At 57.0% G+C, this 16,541-nt stretch carries 12 protein-coding genes and 1 tRNA gene; 5 read left to right on the plus strand and 8 right to left on the minus strand.

Translation table 11 applies throughout. From position 1 onward, the window contains the following. Positions 1-10: 10 nt before the first annotated feature. The 3 genes from RWS31_RS03390 to uvrC form a co-directional block, all read right to left on the minus strand. The gene (locus tag RWS31_RS03390; protein ID WP_399553733.1) at positions 11-523 is read right to left on the minus strand and encodes a regulatory protein RecX; all 513 of its coding nucleotides are present in this window, start codon (positions 521-523) and stop codon (positions 11-13) included. After that, a complete protein-coding gene (recA, locus tag RWS31_RS03395) occupies positions 453-1,538 on the minus strand; it encodes a recombinase RecA (RefSeq protein WP_314596104.1) in 1,086 nt (361 codons plus the stop codon). The genes RWS31_RS03390 and recA overlap by 71 nt, the downstream gene beginning before the upstream one ends. Positions 1,539-1,646: 108 nt before the next feature. Further along, entirely contained in the window at positions 1,647-3,470 is a 1,824-nt protein-coding gene (gene uvrC, locus RWS31_RS03400) for an excinuclease ABC subunit UvrC (RefSeq protein ID WP_314596106.1), read from the minus strand. A gap of 351 nt (positions 3,471-3,821) precedes the next feature. Here uvrC and RWS31_RS03405 point away from each other — a divergent pair, with 351 nt between their 5' ends. Genes RWS31_RS03405 through RWS31_RS03415 form a run of 3 tightly spaced genes read left to right on the plus strand, consistent with a single transcriptional unit; the run spans position 3,822 to position 7,007 of the window. After that, the gene (locus tag RWS31_RS03405) at positions 3,822-4,580 is read left to right on the plus strand and encodes a TSUP family transporter (RefSeq protein WP_314596108.1); all 759 of its coding nucleotides are present in this window, start codon (positions 3,822-3,824) and stop codon (positions 4,578-4,580) included. A gap of 12 nt (positions 4,581-4,592) precedes the next feature. Continuing rightward, positions 4,593-5,519, plus strand: a complete 927-nt coding sequence (locus RWS31_RS03410) for an exopolyphosphatase (protein ID WP_314596110.1) — start codon at positions 4,593-4,595, stop codon at positions 5,517-5,519. A gap of 21 nt (positions 5,520-5,540) precedes the next feature. Beyond that, positions 5,541-7,007, plus strand: coding sequence for a DUF805 domain-containing protein (locus RWS31_RS03415; RefSeq protein WP_314596112.1), 1,467 nt, complete (start codon positions 5,541-5,543; stop codon positions 7,005-7,007). Positions 7,008-7,043: 36 nt separating this feature from the next. On the opposite strand, the gene rnhA is transcribed toward RWS31_RS03415, so the two are convergent. Beyond that, positions 7,044-7,748: a ribonuclease HI gene (rnhA, locus tag RWS31_RS03420; RefSeq protein WP_314596114.1), complete on the minus strand. Its 705-nt coding sequence runs from the start codon at positions 7,746-7,748 to the stop codon at positions 7,044-7,046. Positions 7,749-7,993: 245 nt separating this feature from the next. Here rnhA and RWS31_RS03425 point away from each other — a divergent pair. Further along, a tRNA-Val gene (locus RWS31_RS03425) sits at positions 7,994-8,070 on the plus strand. Positions 8,071-8,124: 54 nt separating this feature from the next. Here the strand turns inward: RWS31_RS03425 and RWS31_RS03430 are convergent. Both RWS31_RS03430 and RWS31_RS03435 read right to left on the minus strand, forming a co-directional pair. Then, complete coding sequence (locus tag RWS31_RS03430) at positions 8,125-9,273, minus strand: glycerate kinase (RefSeq protein ID WP_314596116.1); 1,149 nt, start codon at positions 9,271-9,273, stop codon at positions 8,125-8,127. A 16-nt stretch (positions 9,274-9,289) separates the two neighbouring features. After that, positions 9,290-10,216 (minus strand): 2-dehydropantoate 2-reductase, encoded by a 927-nt coding sequence (locus RWS31_RS03435; protein ID WP_314596118.1) that lies wholly within the window; start codon positions 10,214-10,216, stop codon positions 9,290-9,292. A 169-nt stretch (positions 10,217-10,385) separates the two neighbouring features. Here RWS31_RS03435 and RWS31_RS03440 point away from each other — a divergent pair, with 169 nt between their 5' ends. Beyond that, a complete protein-coding gene (locus RWS31_RS03440; protein ID WP_009644940.1) occupies positions 10,386-10,820 on the plus strand; it encodes a hypothetical protein in 435 nt (144 codons plus the stop codon). Positions 10,821-10,882: 62 nt separating this feature from the next. On the opposite strand, the gene RWS31_RS03445 is transcribed toward RWS31_RS03440, so the two are convergent. Together RWS31_RS03445 and RWS31_RS03450 are read right to left on the minus strand one after the other, a co-directional pair. Continuing rightward, positions 10,883-12,175 (minus strand): O-acetylhomoserine aminocarboxypropyltransferase/cysteine synthase family protein, encoded by a 1,293-nt coding sequence (locus RWS31_RS03445; protein ID WP_314596121.1) that lies wholly within the window; start codon positions 12,173-12,175, stop codon positions 10,883-10,885. Positions 12,176-12,370: 195 nt separating this feature from the next. Beyond that, positions 12,371-16,420 (minus strand): autotransporter domain-containing protein, encoded by a 4,050-nt coding sequence (locus RWS31_RS03450; RefSeq protein ID WP_314596123.1) that lies wholly within the window; start codon positions 16,418-16,420, stop codon positions 12,371-12,373. Between the last annotated feature and the right edge of the window lie 121 nt (positions 16,421-16,541).

The following is a 16,541-nucleotide window of genomic DNA, read 5'->3' on the forward strand; positions in this document are numbered from 1 at the left end:
AAATCCTCCTTCATTCTTCTTCCTCTTCGGTGAAATCAGCGACGGCGGCGCGGCAGACGGCAGTCGAGAAGCCGCGCCGATAAAGATGCTGCAGCATTTTCTGCGCATCGGCATTTTTCTTGAAATGCAGGACAAGGCATCGCCCCGCCGCAGAGCGCTCGCGCTCAAAGGTATCGTCCGGCACGCATTCGGCGACGAGCGCCGAGGGAAAGCCCTTCTGCATGAGCTTCGCCGTGATCTGGCGCACACTCTGGCGACTCTCTTCGTAAAGAAACGCAAACTGGTGGCGGCACGCCTCCTCGTCGTCGAGATAGCCGCGCTCCGTCAATGTGGCGAGCGCCGCTTTGATTTCCTCCTCCTCATAGCCGCGCTGTGCGAGCTTTCGCGCGAGGTGCGCCGTGCTGTGTTCAGCACGCGCGAGGAGGTCGACCGCCTTCATCAGCGCCGTCTTCTCAATCTTCGTCCGCTGCCGCTTCCGGCTGTTTTCCTGTGGCTTCTCGCTCATTCTCGTCGTCGGGGACACGCTCTACCTCCCCATCTTTTGCTGCCGTCGCCTGCTCCATGAGCTTGGCGCGCACCTTCTCCTCGATCTCGGCGGCCAGCTCGGGCTTTTCTTTCAGAGCCTTCTTCGCATTTTCCTTGCCCTGGCCGAGGCGCGAACCGTCATAGGAATACCACGAGCCGCTCTTTTCGATGATGTCAAAGTCTGTCGCAATATCGAGCACCGTGCCGACGCGCGAGACGCCCTCGCCGTACATGATGTCGAACTCTGCCGTCTTGAAAGGAGGCGCAACCTTGTTCTTGACGACCCGGACCTTCGTGCGGTTGCCGATCATCTCCTGCCCCTGCATGATCTTGTCCGTCTTGCGCACGTCGAGGCGCACGGTCGAATAGAACTTCAGGGCACGGCCACCCGTCGTCGTCTCGGGGCTGCCGAACATGACACCGACCTTCTCACGAATCTGGTTGATGAAGACGGCGACCGTGCGCGACTTGCTGATGAATCCCGTGAGCTTTCGCATGGCGCGGCTCATGAGACGCGCGTGCATGCCGACGACCTGATCGCCCATATCGCCGTCGATCTCCGCCTTCGGCACGAGTGCCGCCACGGAGTCGACGACGATGATGTCAATCGCGCCGCTGCGCACGAGAGCGTCAACGATGTCAAGCGCCTGCTCGCCCGTATCGGGCTGCGAAATCAAAAGCTCGTCGATATTGACGCCGAGCTTCTTCGCATAGACGGGATCGAGCGCGTGCTCGGCATCAATGAATGCCGCGATGCCGCCATTCTTCTGCGCCTCAGCGATCATGTGCAAGGTGACCGTCGTCTTGCCCGAGCTTTCAGGGCCATAAACCTCGACGATGCGCCCGCGCGGCAGACCGCCGACGCCGAGCGCGACGTCGAGCGGCAGAATGCCCGTCGGAATCGTCTCCACGTTCATGTTTGCCGACGCCTCGCCAAGGCGCATGATCGATCCTTTGCCAAATTCTTTCTCTATATGCTTTAAGGCATTTGCCAAAGCTTCTTCTCTATCCATAAAAGTATGATCTCCTCCTTCGATTGACTCTTTCCCCTATTATATAGAACAGCGATTCTTTACGCAACGTCTTCAAAAAAGAAATCACTCGAAACGCAGTGATATGCACTATTCCTCCCCCGCAAGCATCTTCGCCTGCGCGAGGAAGAAATTCTTCACGGCTTCCGCTGCAGGAAGCGTCATACCGTCGACGGCGGCAAGCTCCTCGACGCTCGCCGCCTTGAGCTTCGCGATCGTGCCGAAGTGATTCCAGAGCGCCTTACGCCGCTTGGGGCCGATGCCCGTGATATGGTCGAGTACGGAGACGAGATTGCGCTTGCCGCGCAGTTTGCGGTGGTAGGTGATGGCGAAGCGGTGCGCCTCGTCGCGAATACGCTCGATGAGGTAGAGCGCCTGGCTGCGGCGCGGCAGGATCACAGGATCGGAACTTCCCTCGGTGAAGATGTACTCGAACTGCTTGGCAAGCCCGACGACGGGCACGGTCAAGTGGCCTGCGCCACGAATGATTTCCAGTGCGGACGAAAGCTGTCCCTTGCCGCCGTCGATGATGATGAGGTCGGGCATTTCATCTTCCGCGAGCTTGGTGTAGCGACGCTCCGTCACCTCGCGCATCGAGAGGAAATCGTCGGGCTTTCCCTCGGCGCTTCGGATCTTAAAGCGCCGATAGTCGGACTTCTTCGGCAAGCCGCCCTCGAAGACGACCATCGAGGCGACCGTCTCCGAGCCTTGATTGTGCGAGATGTCGAAGCACTCCATGCGCATCGGCTCTTCCTTGAGTCCGAGATAGCGACCAAGCTCTCGAACCGCGCCGAGCGTCTGATCGTTCGCCTGCTCGATGCGCGCGGCCTCATCCGCGATGTACTTTTCCGCGTTGGAGCGAGCCATTTCGACGACGTCGTGCTTCGTGCCGCGCTGCGGTACGGCGAGCGCCACCTTCGCCCCTTTGCGCTCGGCGAGCCAACCCTCCAAAAGTTCCGTCTCCTCGATGGGAAACGGCAGCAGGATCTCGCGCGGTACGAAAGCCGCGCGATGGTAGTACTGCTTCAAGAATGCCGTAAGAAGCGCCTCGTCCGTCTCCTCCTCACTGCCCGAGAGCAGAAAGTGCTCGCGCCCGACCATTTTGCCCGCACGTATGAGAAAGACCATGACGACCGCGCCCAGCCCCGATCGCGCCATGCCGATGGCATCCTGGTCGCCCGATCCCGTCACGATGTTCTGCTTTTCCGCCACCTTGCGCACGGCGGCGAGCTGATCGCGCAGACGCGCCGCCCGCTCGAAGTCGTAGTCCTCCGCCGCCTCCGTCATGCGGCGCGAAAGTTCCTTCTCCACCTGCTCCGTCCGACCTTCGAGGAACAGGCAGACCTCGCGGATCATCGCGCCGTACTCCTCCTTGTCCACCGGCTCGCAGCACGGCGCAAGACAGCGCTTGATGTGATACTCCAAGCATGGGCGCTCGACCTTCATGTTCTTGCATGTGCGCAGCGGGAAGAGTCTCTTCAGGAGCTTCACGCTCTCGTGCATCGCGCCCGCCGACGTATAGGGGCCGAAGTAGCGCGAGCCATCCTTCGTGACGCGCCGCGTGACCACGACGCGCGGATACTCGTCGGCCAGCGTGACCTTGAGGTATGGATAGCTCTTGTCATCCTTGAGGCTGATGTTGTAGCGCGGGCGGTGCTTCTTGATGAGGTTGCATTCCAAGATCAGCGCCTCGACCTCCGAATGTGTGAGAATCGTCTCGAAGTCGGCAATCTTCGCGACCATAGCTCGCACCTTCGGCGCTTGATGCTTGCCGCTCTGAAAGTACTGCCGCACGCGGTTCTTGAGGACGACGGCCTTGCCAACGTAGATGATGCGCCCTTTCGCGTCCTTCATGATGTAAACGCCGGGCGAATCCGGCAGCAGCCTGAGCTTCTCTTCCACGATTTCCGTCACTTGCTTCCCCTCGCTTTCCGCGTGCGTTGTTCAATGCTTGACGCGATATTATTCGCCGCGCAGCAGGAAATTCCTGCCGCGGCAGAGGTTTGTGGACATTGTGCGCCGCCCTTAATGAAAGTTACCCAATCAGTCTGCGCCCTTCGGGCTTGACTTCTTGGACTTTCATAGTAAACTACACGCACAAACGTCCACTTTGTGGACATTGTGCGCCGCCCTTAATGAAAGTTACCCAATCAGTCTGCGCCCTTCGGGCTTGACTTCTTGGACTTTCATAGTACTATATAAATACAACATTAGTGGGAAGGTCGGCTGTTTGCGTCGGAATTTCCCTTTCAGGAGGCTTGAATCATGGGCTTGGAAATGCTGCTCTTCATCTCTATCATGGGCTTCTTTTCAGCGTTCATCGACGCTGTCGTCGGCGGCGGTGGGCTGATCTCTATCCCTGCGCTGATGATGACGGGGCTGCCGCTCCTAGAGGTGCTCGGCACGAACAAGGCGGCTGCCGTCATGGGCGCGTGCACTAGCTTCATCTCCTTCATCAAGAGCGGCAAGGTCGATATGAAGCTCATCCGCCTGCTCTTTCCCATCACGCTCCTCGGCTCCGCCGTCGGTGTGCTCGTCGTGCGGCAGGTGCCGCCCGACTTCCTGCGCCCCCTCGTCGTCGTCATGCTCGTGCTCGTGCTCCTCTACAGCATATTCCGCCGCGACTGGGGGCGCGAGAACAAGTACCGTGGCATGACACGCCGCGTTCTCCTGCTCTCCGCCGTCGTCGCCTTCACCTTCGGCTTCTACGACGGCTTCTTCGGGCCGGGTACAGGCTCCTTCATGCTCTTCGCCTTCCTGCTCGTGGGCTTCGACTTTCTCGGCGCGGCGGCAAACGCGCGCGCACTGAATTTTGCGAGCAACCTCGCCGCCGTCGTGCTCTTCGCCTCCTTTGGTCTCGTCGATTTCACCTACGCCATCCCCATGGGCATATCCATGATCGTCGGCGCCTGGTGCGGTGCACACCTCGCCATCAAGAAGGGAAGTTCCTACGTACGGCCGCTCTTCATCGCCGTGACGACCGTGCTCATCGGCAAGCAGCTCTTCGACCTTTTCGGCAAGTAACGGAGGATTCCCATGATACACGCAATCATCGACATCGGCTCCAATACCGTGCGCATGGCGGTCTACCAAATCAAGGACAGCGCCGTGGAGCAAATCATGAAGAAAAAGGACACGACGGTGGGACTCGCCTCGTTTATGCACGACAACGTGCTCGAAGAGCGCGGCACCAAGCGGCTCGTCTACGCGCTCGAAGATTTCCAAAAGTTCCTTGCGGCGCTGCACATCGAGAACGTCTCGATTTTCACAACGGGCGCTCTGAGGAACGCCGCGAACAGCCGCGAGGCAATCGAGGAAATCAAAGCACGCACAGGACTGGATATTTATGTAATTCGCGGCGAGGAAGAAGCGGAACTCGACTTCATCGGCGCGACGCACGATCTTGCCGCTGAAGAAGGACTGCTCTTCGACATCGGCGGTGCAAGCACGGAGATGGTTCACTACAAGGCGCAAAAAATCGTGCGCAAGACGAGCCTTCCCGTCGGCTCTCTCTACCTGCACACGAAATTCACGAAAGAACTCCTGCCGTCCCGCGAGGAACTCGCGAAGATGCGCACGGACGCCGCACGCATCCTCGATTCCGCCGCAGATTTCACAGGACTCCAGGGGCTTCCCGCCTGCGGCATCGGCGGCACTTTCAAGGGAGCGGCGGCGCTCTCTGCCGCGCTCTTTCCCCTCTCGGACGGCCGGACGATCACACGCGCGGCAATCGATGCGCTGCTCGCGCGCTTCCTGCGCGATTGCCCGCTCACAGAAGATGACGCCGTGCATCTCATGCGCACCGTTCCCGACCGCATGCACACGCTCCTGCCCGGCCTCGTCATCGCCGGTCTCCTCACCGAACGCTTCGCCCTTCCTGCCATCGCCTACAGCGACTCGGGCGTACGCGAAGGCTACATCTACGACCGCATCTTGAAGAAATCAAGCAGGAGAACGATATGAATCGAAGGAGAGACATGACCGATGGCAAAAACAGGCAAAGCGGCAGAAGATACGGAAAGCATCCTGGAACGCCTGAGACGCGAGAGCTTTTCGAGTGAAGCGGCGCTCGAAGAAATGCTGCTCCCTTCGGAAAAAGCAAAAGAACCACCGACAGACGACAGTGATGGCTCTGAGGACATAGACGAGCTGGACAGGCTGGACAGGCTGGACAGGCGAACCGACACGAACAGCCTTGACACGGCAGAAATACCGGAAGAAAGACAGACACAGGCAGCAAAAGACGACATCGAGGAAAGAACGCTGCCGAGCGGCGAAGCGCGGCCGCGCCAGAGTGCCGCCGAACTCTTGCAGGAATTGCTCGCAGACGAGGAAACGCGCAGCGAGATGGCTGCTGAATTGGAAGAAGAAAAGAAGCCGCCGCCGCGCGGCGGCTTCCTGCAAGGACTTTTCGAAAAATGGCTCTCGCCCGAAGGCCGCATGGGGCAGAAGCTTTTCGTCCTGCACCTCGTCGGCAGTCTCGTCGCAGCGGCAGGTCTTGCCGCGCTCGTCACGGGTGTGACGGCTGCCGTCCTCTCCTGGCTCGGCGCAGGCCGCCCCATGCCGTCGGAAAACATCTCGCTCGCGGCGGCTTTCGCCGCCATCCTCTTCATCAGCGTGCCTCTCGCACTGCTCCTGCTTGTATTCTTACGCGCGGCCATGCGGCGCTGGCACGACCTCGGCTACGGCGATACGACATGGCTCATCGCCGTCATCTGCCCGCTCATTATCCTCGCGCTTGCCGAAGAGGGACGCGTACTGCTCCTCTTCCTCGATCTGCCGCCGCTTTTGGGCGTCGCTCCTAATCATCTGCTGCTCAAGAGCGCCCTGCCCTATGGGGGCGCGGCGCTCGCCCTGCTCATCCTCCTGCACGTCTATCTGATCTTTGCCGAAGGAGAGTTTTCGAGCAATGCTTCCGGCTCACCCGAAAGCGCCGCTGATTTGCGCCCCCATATCGCGGAGCACCCCAAGGAGGACTATCCGTTCTTCCTGCGCATGATCCAGCTCAAGGGCAGGATGAACCGCAAGCGCTTCCTGCTGCGCCTGCTCTTCCTCCTCTTCTTCATCGCGCTGCTCGTCTTCGTCGTACTGGAGACGGCGGAGCGCCTGCCGCAGCCCCTCGGCAATCTTGTCGCTCGCTACGGCACATCGGTCTCCTGCGCTCTAACCGCCATCCTGCCCATCGGCATCGTCACACAGCGTCTGCACGACATCGGCAGAAGCGGCTGGCTCGCGGGCGTACCGCTCGCGCTCACACTCGCTTTCATCGGCTGCCTCGCGTTCTTCGGCTGCGACCCTCGCATCCTCGCACGCGAACCATTCGGCCTCGAAATCATCGCCGCCGCCTTCATCCTCGAAATCTACGAGGTCTTCCTGCTTGCCGCCCTCGTCTTCATAAAAGGCTCCGTGACCGTCAACAATTATGGCGAATCGACGTTGGAACGGCAGTAGGAAGACAAGTTTGCACGGTGATAGGCTGCATCCAAGCTAGCTATACGCCTGCGCTTCCTTCTTCGCCAACATGTCGCAGATCTCATTGTACTTATGCCCCGCATGACCCTTGACCCAGCGGAAAATGATGCTTCGCCCGGCAATCAGGCCATCAAGTTCCTGCCAAAGCTCCTGATTGAGAACGGGAGTGCCGTCCGCCTTTTTCCAGCCGCGCCGTTTCCAGCTAAAGATCCACTTCGTGATGCCGTTCTTCAGATACTGGCTGTCCGTCGACAGCACGATCGGCTCTCGCTTGGGCAGATGACGCAGCGCCTCGATTGCCGCCGTCATCTCCATGCGGTTATTCGTCGTCGAAGGATTGCCGCCCGAAAGCGTCTCCATCTCCTCGCCCGGGCGCACGATACAGACCGCCCAGCCGCCCGGCCCGTTCGGATTCCGAAGGCACGAGCCGTCCGTATAGACATGGCAGAGGCTGTCATCGTCCGCCGCTTCATTCGCTGCGCCGCCCATTGCGGCGCTTTTTTTGCGCACAGGCGCACGGCGCCTCGGCGCGGCTTCTTCTTCATCGAAGAGCGCCGACAAAGGCTGCGCCGCCGTAAGCCAGGCGCGGGCCTTCTCCTCCGTCGGAAAGCTCTTGTAGCGTGCGCCTCGAAAGCCTTCTACCTGCGCGCGGCAGTCCTCCCACGTAAGAAAGATTCCCGTCGCACGTCCCGCACGTACGGCATAAAATTTTTGAGCCAACGATTAGACCTCCATAACTATTCTTTTCCTTCTTTAGGCAGAAACGACCAATTTGCACATTCTCCACAAAATCCCCCAAATCCCTGTGGATAACCAGCGAATGGTTGAGCGCATTTCAAGGTTTATCCACAGAGTCGCCTCTTTTATCCACAAAAAAATGTGTATAACAACGATTTTTTTGCTTTTCAGGGCTAGTCAAAGGACGAAAAATCGTGTATAATACATCTTATGTTCAACCCAATACTGCTCATGTAACTCAGTTGGTTAGAGTGTCACCCTCACATGGTGGAAGTCGGGGGTTCGAGTCCCTCCATGAGCACCAGAATCTTCGCCGCTGCGCCTCGCGCAGCGGCTTTTCTTATATCCAAGAGGTTTGCTATCCTTGCGCCGCCCGATAGAGCAGAAGCGCCTGCCGCACTGTCTGCCTGAGATTGCGGCACGCCGTTTCTTCTTCCATCGCTTCTGCGACCGTCATCGGCATGTGGAGAATCGGAAAGTAGGCGTCAATGCCTTCTTCGTTCACCGCCTCGGCATCGGGCAGGGCGCAGCCGCACAGCGCAATCGCCTTGAGTTTCGGACTCTTCGCCTTGGCGAGCTTGGCGACGCCGACCGGCGCTTTTCCCATCGCGGTCTGCCGATCCATGCGCCCCTCTCCCGTCAGGAGGATGTCTGCGTCCGCGAGCGCCTTCTCTATGCCCAAAGCGTCGAGCACGAGCGTGATACCGGGCTTCAACTCCGCCTTGAGAAACGAGTGAAAAGCAAAGCCGAGCCCGCCCGCCGCTCCCGCGCCGGGCACCTGTGCACCCTCGATACCAAGTTCCCTTTCCGCCAATCCGGCGAAATCCCGGATCGCCGCATCCATCTCCTCGACGACCTCAGGCGTCGCTCCTTTCTGCGGGCCGTAGACATGCGAGCAGCCCAAAGGGCCATAGAGCGGATTCGTCACGTCGCAGGCGACGTGGATACGGCACTCCTTGAGCGCAGGATGAAGCCCCGCAAGGTCGATGCGCCGCACGGCGGCGACATCGCCGCCCGTCCTTCCCACAGCCTTTCCCGCCGCATCGAAAAAGCGTGCGCCGAGCGCCGTGAGCATGCCGAGTCCGCAGTCGTTCGTCGCACTGCCGCCGATGCCGATGATGAAGTCACGGCAGCCGCGATCGATGGCGGCGAGCATGAGCTCGCCGAGTCCGTACGTCGTCGTGCGGCGCGGATCGCGCTCGCCTTCGGGCACGAGCGGCAATCCTGCCGCATCCGCCATTTCGATGACCGCCGTATGCAACTCGGGCAGGAAGCCGAAGCGGCTCTCGACGGGCTTTTCCAAAGGACCCGTGACGGCGAGATGCACGATCTCGCCTGAAAGTCCCTCGACAAGCGCATCGACCGTGCCCTCGCCGCCGTCCGCCAGCGGAAAGACCTCCACATCGGCCTCGGGAAACACCTCGCGTGCCGCCTGCGCTGCCGTCTCGCCCGCCGTAAGAGAGGAAAGACTTCCCTTGAAAGAATCAATCGCCACGATGATTTTCATGATTTCCCGTCCCATTTCATTTGATGCCCTTCGCCTTGCCCCAGTCGCTGATCTTCTTGTAGAGCGGCACGGGCACATGATAACGTTCACCAAGAGCAACGATGCGGTTCACGAGTCCGTCGAACTCGGAAAGCCCGCCCTTTTCCACATCGCGCTGCATGCTCGTCTTGAGTCCTGGCTCGAACGCATCGATGAAGGCGATGCCCGTCGCCACGAGGTCTTTCTCGAAGACAATCCCCATCGCCTTGCCGAGCGCCTCGACCTCACGGATCAGGCCGAGATACGTGTCGCGCACCGCGCCTTCCTTCTGAAACGCCTCGCTCGTCGCATCGTGATAAAGCCCTGCCGCGCCCATCGGCGAGACGAAGCCGAACTTCGTCAGCGCGTCGCGGCGGATGTCGAGGCTGTAGTGCCCGCGAATGTCGGCACCCTGCAGAAGCTTTTCGAGTGCCTTCGCCTTCTCCTCCAAACGCTTGTCCTGATCGGGACGGAAGCCGAAGATCACGCGCAGAATCTTCTGCGGCTGTTCCAATACGCCCGGCGCCTTCAGATTGCCGAAGATGTAAATGCAGCCGTCGAGCACGGTCAGCCCCGGCAACTCCCTCTGCATGACCTCGCCCGTGCCGAAGACGTTCAAGATCGGGATGATGAGCGTATCCGGGCCTGCCGCACGCTTCGCGAAGGCGATGGCGTCGGGAAGCGCGTAGTACTTGCAGCAAACGAAGAGCACATCGGGTGTCTCGTCGTAAGCCTCCGCCGTCTGCGCCTTCACGTTCTTGATCTGGAGCGTACCTCGGTGCGCCGACTCGATCGTCAGACCGTTCTTCTGAAGAGCCTCCAAGTGCCTGCCGCGTGCAATCAGCGTCACATCGTGCCCCGCGAGTGCAAGATAGCCGCCGAGCACTCCGCCCGTGCCGCCCGCGCCGAACATCGCAAATTTCATTGTAAATGCCTCCCTCCGTATACAGAAACAAAAAACTGCTTTTTCATTATATCATAAATCATCGAAGAGAAAATCAAACGGCACACGGAAAGTTTTTTCCTGCCCTTGGGAAAATTCAATTCTTATGGTATAATAAAAGACGATTAGATAATGCAGGGAGGCTTTTGTCATGGGAGAGATACCACAGGCCGCTTGGGTCGTCATATCGATCATCGGTTTTTTCGTCGGTCAGTACGTCGTCATGGCGGTGCTGCACCATTTTGGCTATTCCATCCGCGTGCTTTCCTCAGGGAAGATGAAGAACACGTTCGTGCTGGGCTTCGCCTTCACGATGCTCGCCGCATGGCTGCCCGTTGCCGTCCTCTGGATCTTGGGGCCGCGCTTCGTCGAAGCGACGGGATATCCGCATTCCTTCATCGCGATCACGGCAACGGCGCTGACGATCACACTCCTCTACATCGCGTGCCGCCGCACGGAAGGCGCTGTAGAGATGGTGGATGAAGAGGAACTCGCCGCCTTCAAGGCGCGGGCAGTCGCGCGCGCGCGCGAAGAGAGGAAGAAGCGTGACGCCATGATCGCCAAGGTCAGAGCGCTGCAGCGTTGAAAACGCACTGCAAAAAAATACGGCAGAGGCTTCGCAAAAGCCCCTGCCGTATTTCCTTTTCATCAGAGTGCCTTAAATGCCTGCTCCAAATCGTAGAGAATGTCGTCAATATGCTCCGTACCGATGGAAAGGCGGATCGTACCAGGCGCGATGCCGCTCTTTTTCAATTCCTCCTCATTCATCTGGGAGTGCGTCGTGCTCGCCGGATGGATGACAAGCGACTTCACGTCGGCAACATTGGCAAGCAGGCTGAATACCTTGAGATGGTCGATGAACTTCTGCGCCGCCTTGCCGCCGCCCTTGACCTCGAAGGTGAAGATGGAGATTCCGCCCTGTGGGAAGTAGCGTTCGTAGAGCACATGATCGGGATGCGAGGCGAGCGAGGGATGGTTGACCTTCTCGACCTGAGGATGTTTCGCGAGATAATCGACAACCTTCAAGGCGTTCTCCACATGGCGCTCAACGCGCAAGGAAAGCGTCTCAACGCCCTGCAGCAGGAGGAACGCATTGAACGGCGAGATCGTCGCGCCCGTGTCACGCAGAAGGAGCGCACGCAAATAAACGACGAAAGCGGCGGCGCCGACGTCCTTCGCAAAGGAAAGGCCATGGTAGCTCGCGTTCGGCTCGACGAGCCACGGGAAGCGCCCCGATGTCGCCCAGTCGAACTTGCCGCTATCGACGACGATGCCGCCGAGCGTCGTGCCGTGACCGCCGATGAACTTCGTCGCCGAATGGACGACGATGTCCGCGCCGTGCTCGATGGGACGCAGTTGATACGGCGTCGCAAACGTCGAATCGACGACGAGCGGAATGCCGTGCTTGTGCGCGACGGCGGCGACCGCCTCGATGTCGACGAGGTTCGCGTTCGGATTGCCGATGGACTCGATGTAGATGACCTGCGTATTTTCCCGAATTGCCGCCTCGAAGGCCGCCGCGCCGCCTGCCGGATCGACAAACGTAGTCTCAATGCCGAAATCAGGGAAGGTGTGCGCAAGAAGATTGTAGGTGCCGCCATAGATCGTCGTCTCGGCGACGATGTGCTGCCCCGCATGAACGAGTCCCTGCAGCGCTGTCGTCACGGCCGCTGCACCCGAGGCAAAGGCGAGCGCCGCAACGCCGCCCTCAAGCGCCGCCACGCGCTTTTCGAGCACATCCTGCGTCGGGTTCATGAGTCTGCCGTAGACATTGCCCGCATCCTTCAAGCTGAAACGATCCGCCGCATGCTGCGAATTGCGGAACACATACGACGTCGTCTGGTAGATCGGCACAGCGCGCGAATCCGTCGCCGGATCAGCTTCCTCCTGCCCGACATGGAGCTGCAGGGTTTCAAACTTATACTTTCTCTCGTCGCTCATCAAAATCTCCTCTTTCCTCGGGCTTGCCCGCAATACAAGAAAACATACCTGATTCGTAGGTTAGGCTTATTATAGCATAATATCATACTTTGTCAATAGGTTTTATAAAAGTTAACAACATCTATGTCCATACAAGAGAAAGAGACGACACATATATCAAATCGATTCATGTATCGCCTCTTCTATCCTATCTTCCTAGAAACGGAAATTCAACTGTGCCATGAGATTATGACTGTCGGAATCGTCACTGTGGCGATATTGGTAGCCGATTCCCCATGACATCGTCTTGCTTTCAGCATTCACACCGATACTGCCGGCGATCGTCGATTGGTCATGGATATCATAGTGAACAACGCCCGATGCGCCGTCAACACCCGGAACAGATACGCGCATATCAGCTTCCGTGCCACCGAGAGCGGCGATGTAGGAAAGGTCGGCGTAGAACTTGTGCGTCCAGTCTTTCGACTTGGAAACACTTTGAATACCGACACCCACGGGAAGCGTCACGAGGCTCTTGCGACCTGGCTCATAACGGAGTGCCATCTGACCATCGCAATAACCGTCATAAGCTCCCATATCAACGTTTGTCCAGCGCAGACCGATGTGCGGGATGATCACCTGATTTCCGCTTGCAATACGCGTTTCATGCGTGACACCGAGCGTGAAGAGATCGAGATCAGCATCGGCAGAAATGAAGCCATCCACCTCGTTCGTCGCCTTGTAAGCGCCGATATCGAACAGGAGGTTGTTGTTGCCGTTTCGCAGGCCTGCATAAGCATGTACACCGCCCATGCGCAAATCATTATTCTCCACTCGGCCTGAGGTCGAACCTTTCACATAGCTCGCCGCAATTCCGCCGCGTAGCTTATTCTTTCCTGCAAAATCGTAACCAATCGTGATACTGTTTGTATTACCATCAAAATTGGCATCCATGCCCTCAAGATTAAGTCCATCGACGTTAACGTGACTATGTCCATATTTGACCCATAAACTCTGCGGAACTATTTTATCGTCCGCATTGAGGAAGGACAGGCGCTGCTGGGCATCTGAGGCAAGATCGAAGACAGAACGCGTCGCCATATAGGAAACACCTGCCGCCTCGGCAGGCTGCACACCTGCATTGGCGACTACATCAGAGTAGCGAGGATTGGTGGCAACCGAGACAAATTTTCTGGCGCCAGCATAGTAAGGGCTTGTGCTCGATGTAACCGCCGATACGGCATCAACGATATTAGTAACAGCACGATTACCCTGCGGCATTGCCTCGACAGCAGCCACGCGCCGGAAAACCAACTTATCCGCATCGGCTGCTTCTGTGCTGAAACGATAATTCTTCGGCAGGATGACATTCTCCTCACGTGGCTTCGTCAACCAGTTATTTACTGTTGGATCAGCATTTTTGATCGTAGTACCGTTGATAATATTGTACGCGATTCCCGGTGTGAGTATACCCGTCAGCTGCAAGCGCGAAGTCGGATCGACGGATATGGTCGTCGTTTCCGTGCCAGTGGCAAGTGAGTTGGAAGGACCTGTAAACGCAGCGGCATCGGCGATCAAGAGCGACTTTGCCTTGAACGTGATATTTCCCGCTGTCGCGAGGTCAGCCAAAGCAGTGCCTGTCGCAAGGGAGCCGTCGACTTTGACACCGCCCGTCGCATTGATCTTGAGATGCTTACCGAGGTAGAGTGCCGCCGTAATCCCTTGTTCACCCCACGTTTTTCCTGACTTCTCGAAAGCCTCTTCAGCGACTGTTTCATTGTCAGCACCGAGCGAAGCTACAGAGTTGCGTCCAACGGTCAGACGGTAGTCAAGCTCAGCACTTGGATTGACGAATTTGGAAGCATTTTCGATATGGTTTGGCACATTATTAATCCAATTCGGGTCGAGGAATACATCGGCATTCGTAAGCTTTGATCCTTGAGCGAGGAGCAGTTTACCAGCGTTATCATTATTACCAATATTGATTTTTACACCATCATCGGCATTGACTACAGTATCGTATATGCTTCCTTCGATATCGAGCGTAGCATTCTTTTCCAGCGTAATGCCGTTTTTCACCTTGAGCAGTGCATCTTTGTCAACTGTCACACTCGTATTTTCCTTCGCTTGAACAGAGCGCACTGTTTGCTGCCCACTCACAACTTTCAATTTCGCCTTCGAAGCACCTATGCCCGCTTCACTGGCAGCGAGCGAGATATCGGCATTCGTATTACCGATGAGCGATTTGTCACCGCGTCCAAGTTGCAGCTCACCGCCCTTTTCCACGACGACGGATACTTTCTTTGCCGTTTCATCCGACGGGACCTCGCCGTTGACCGTAATGAAATCACCGCTGGCATCTTTGTAGCCGAGATTCAATGTCGTGCCGTTCGTGACGGTAACTTTATGCGTCTTTTCCCCGCCCGCGCCTTCTTCAAAATCGATGGTTTGGATATTGTGGATCTTGCCCGCCGTCGTCGTGATGTTCTGCTCTGTCGTACGTGCGGCAGAAGACTCGGCATCGGCACCCATCCCCAGCGCATCGACCCACTGTGCATACTGCAATGTCTTCCTCGCGCCGTTCCACATCTCTACAGTTGCATTCGAATTCTGCGCTTGGATAAGCCCCTTTGCTTTTTCAAGATATGCATCATTGTAGAAACCATCGTCGAGCACAAGTCTGCCGCCATTGATCATGACGTTGTCGGTAAAGTTTTTACGCAGACCTTCGGGGTTTTCATTCGTGCCTGTTGCGATCAACCCCTTCGTGAAAAAGAGCTTGGATTTTCCCCGAAGTGTGCCGTTGGGGTTCAGCTGAACAGGCGCACCATCTTCCGTTGCTTTTTTCGGAAAATCCGAATCGCCAACAAGACGCAGCGTAGCATGTGTTTGCAGTCCCTCATATGCATGGGCATCCTCAGGATGGAACATGACATTGAATCTACCCTTACCGCTCTTGAAGTTTTTCGCCTGTGCCTCAATCGTGCCGTTGAGAAGATTGATGTCGCCGCGATTGGTATTAAACGTCACATTGGAGAAATCAGCAGTATCATCCATATCCTTCACTGTCTCTTTGATGGCATCTGGCCCCTTGCTCCAATCAGGCGAACCGAAGTGAAGCGTAACAGCGCCTCCCTCTCTGCCATCCGGCCCGTCGCCTTCCGCGACCATAAGTTCCAAGCGGTTCAGCTTATCGCCGTTTTTGAGATCGATTGTTGTCCAACCCTGTCCGACGTCACGTACTTTTAAGATGCCCTTTTCCTTGATGGCTGCGGCGGTAAAATGCTCGTGCTTTCCTGTCGGCACATTGATCACGCTTTTCGTTGCCCCCACCCCCATGCGCAGTGTGACAGGCTGATCTTTCAACAAATCAGTGGCATTGAGGAGATAGTTCTCATTGTAGCGTGCGTCACTAAGAGCTAGCGTTCCGCCGTTAAACCGGATTGCCTTTCTGGCATCGTCGCGCATCGCATCAGGATTTTCTTCAAGACCGTCCTCGCCAAGACCCTTTCGAAAAATCAGAGCAGACGGGGTCTCAAGCGTGCCATTCTTATTTAAATGGATGAAATTGCTTCCGTGATATGTATTGCCAACTTCATCTCGCCACTCAGTATTGAAATGCGAATCCGCCCCGGCTTCAAGCTTCAACGTGGGATGGGTTCTTTCTAGCGCCGTGCCTTTTTCACCGGAATTTCCCTCAATGAAAGTCCCAATGTCAAATCCGCTGCCGCTGTGTCCATAGATATTTTCCGGGCGGGCGATGACTGTACCGTTATAGAGATGGAACGCTCCGTCGTCCGACTTGAATGTCACATTCCGCATGTCAGCGATAGCATCCGTGTCTTTAAGGCCGTTTGGATCTTTCGCAGCAATTTTCTCATAGTCGGCACCGAAGCTGAATGTCATTTCGCCGCCCTCTTTGGCAACGGTCACATTTCCATCAGCATCGATATGCTCGCCGCTCGTCCTAAGTTCCATAGCATTCGCTTTGTCGCCACCTTGCAAATCTACGGAAATCCAAGCCTGACCGACAACTCTAGCCTGTTTTATGTCCTTTTGGTTAAGCTCACCTATGGTTACTCGTTTGGGTTTTCCTTCATCATTCGTTTCCCGATAATCAACCAGAACCTTACCCTCTGCCAACGCCTGCTTGTATTCATCGAGTGTCATCGCCGAAGCATCGCCTGTCCCCAGCACACCTGTCATAGAGCCTGCGGCGAGACTGGCCAAGATGGCGCGTGCAATCCTTTGATCCTTTCGCTTCACTATCCCCATCTCCTTTGGCATTTCCATGTGAATCGCTGCGTAGATTTATATAGATATACACTTCGCCATTATATTAAAAAATCCCCCTTAAAAATTAAAACTCGGCGAATTTTAATTTTTA

Source organism: uncultured Selenomonas sp., from assembly GCF_963528755.1.
Taxonomy (GTDB): Bacteria; Bacillota; Negativicutes; order Selenomonadales; family Selenomonadaceae; genus Selenomonas.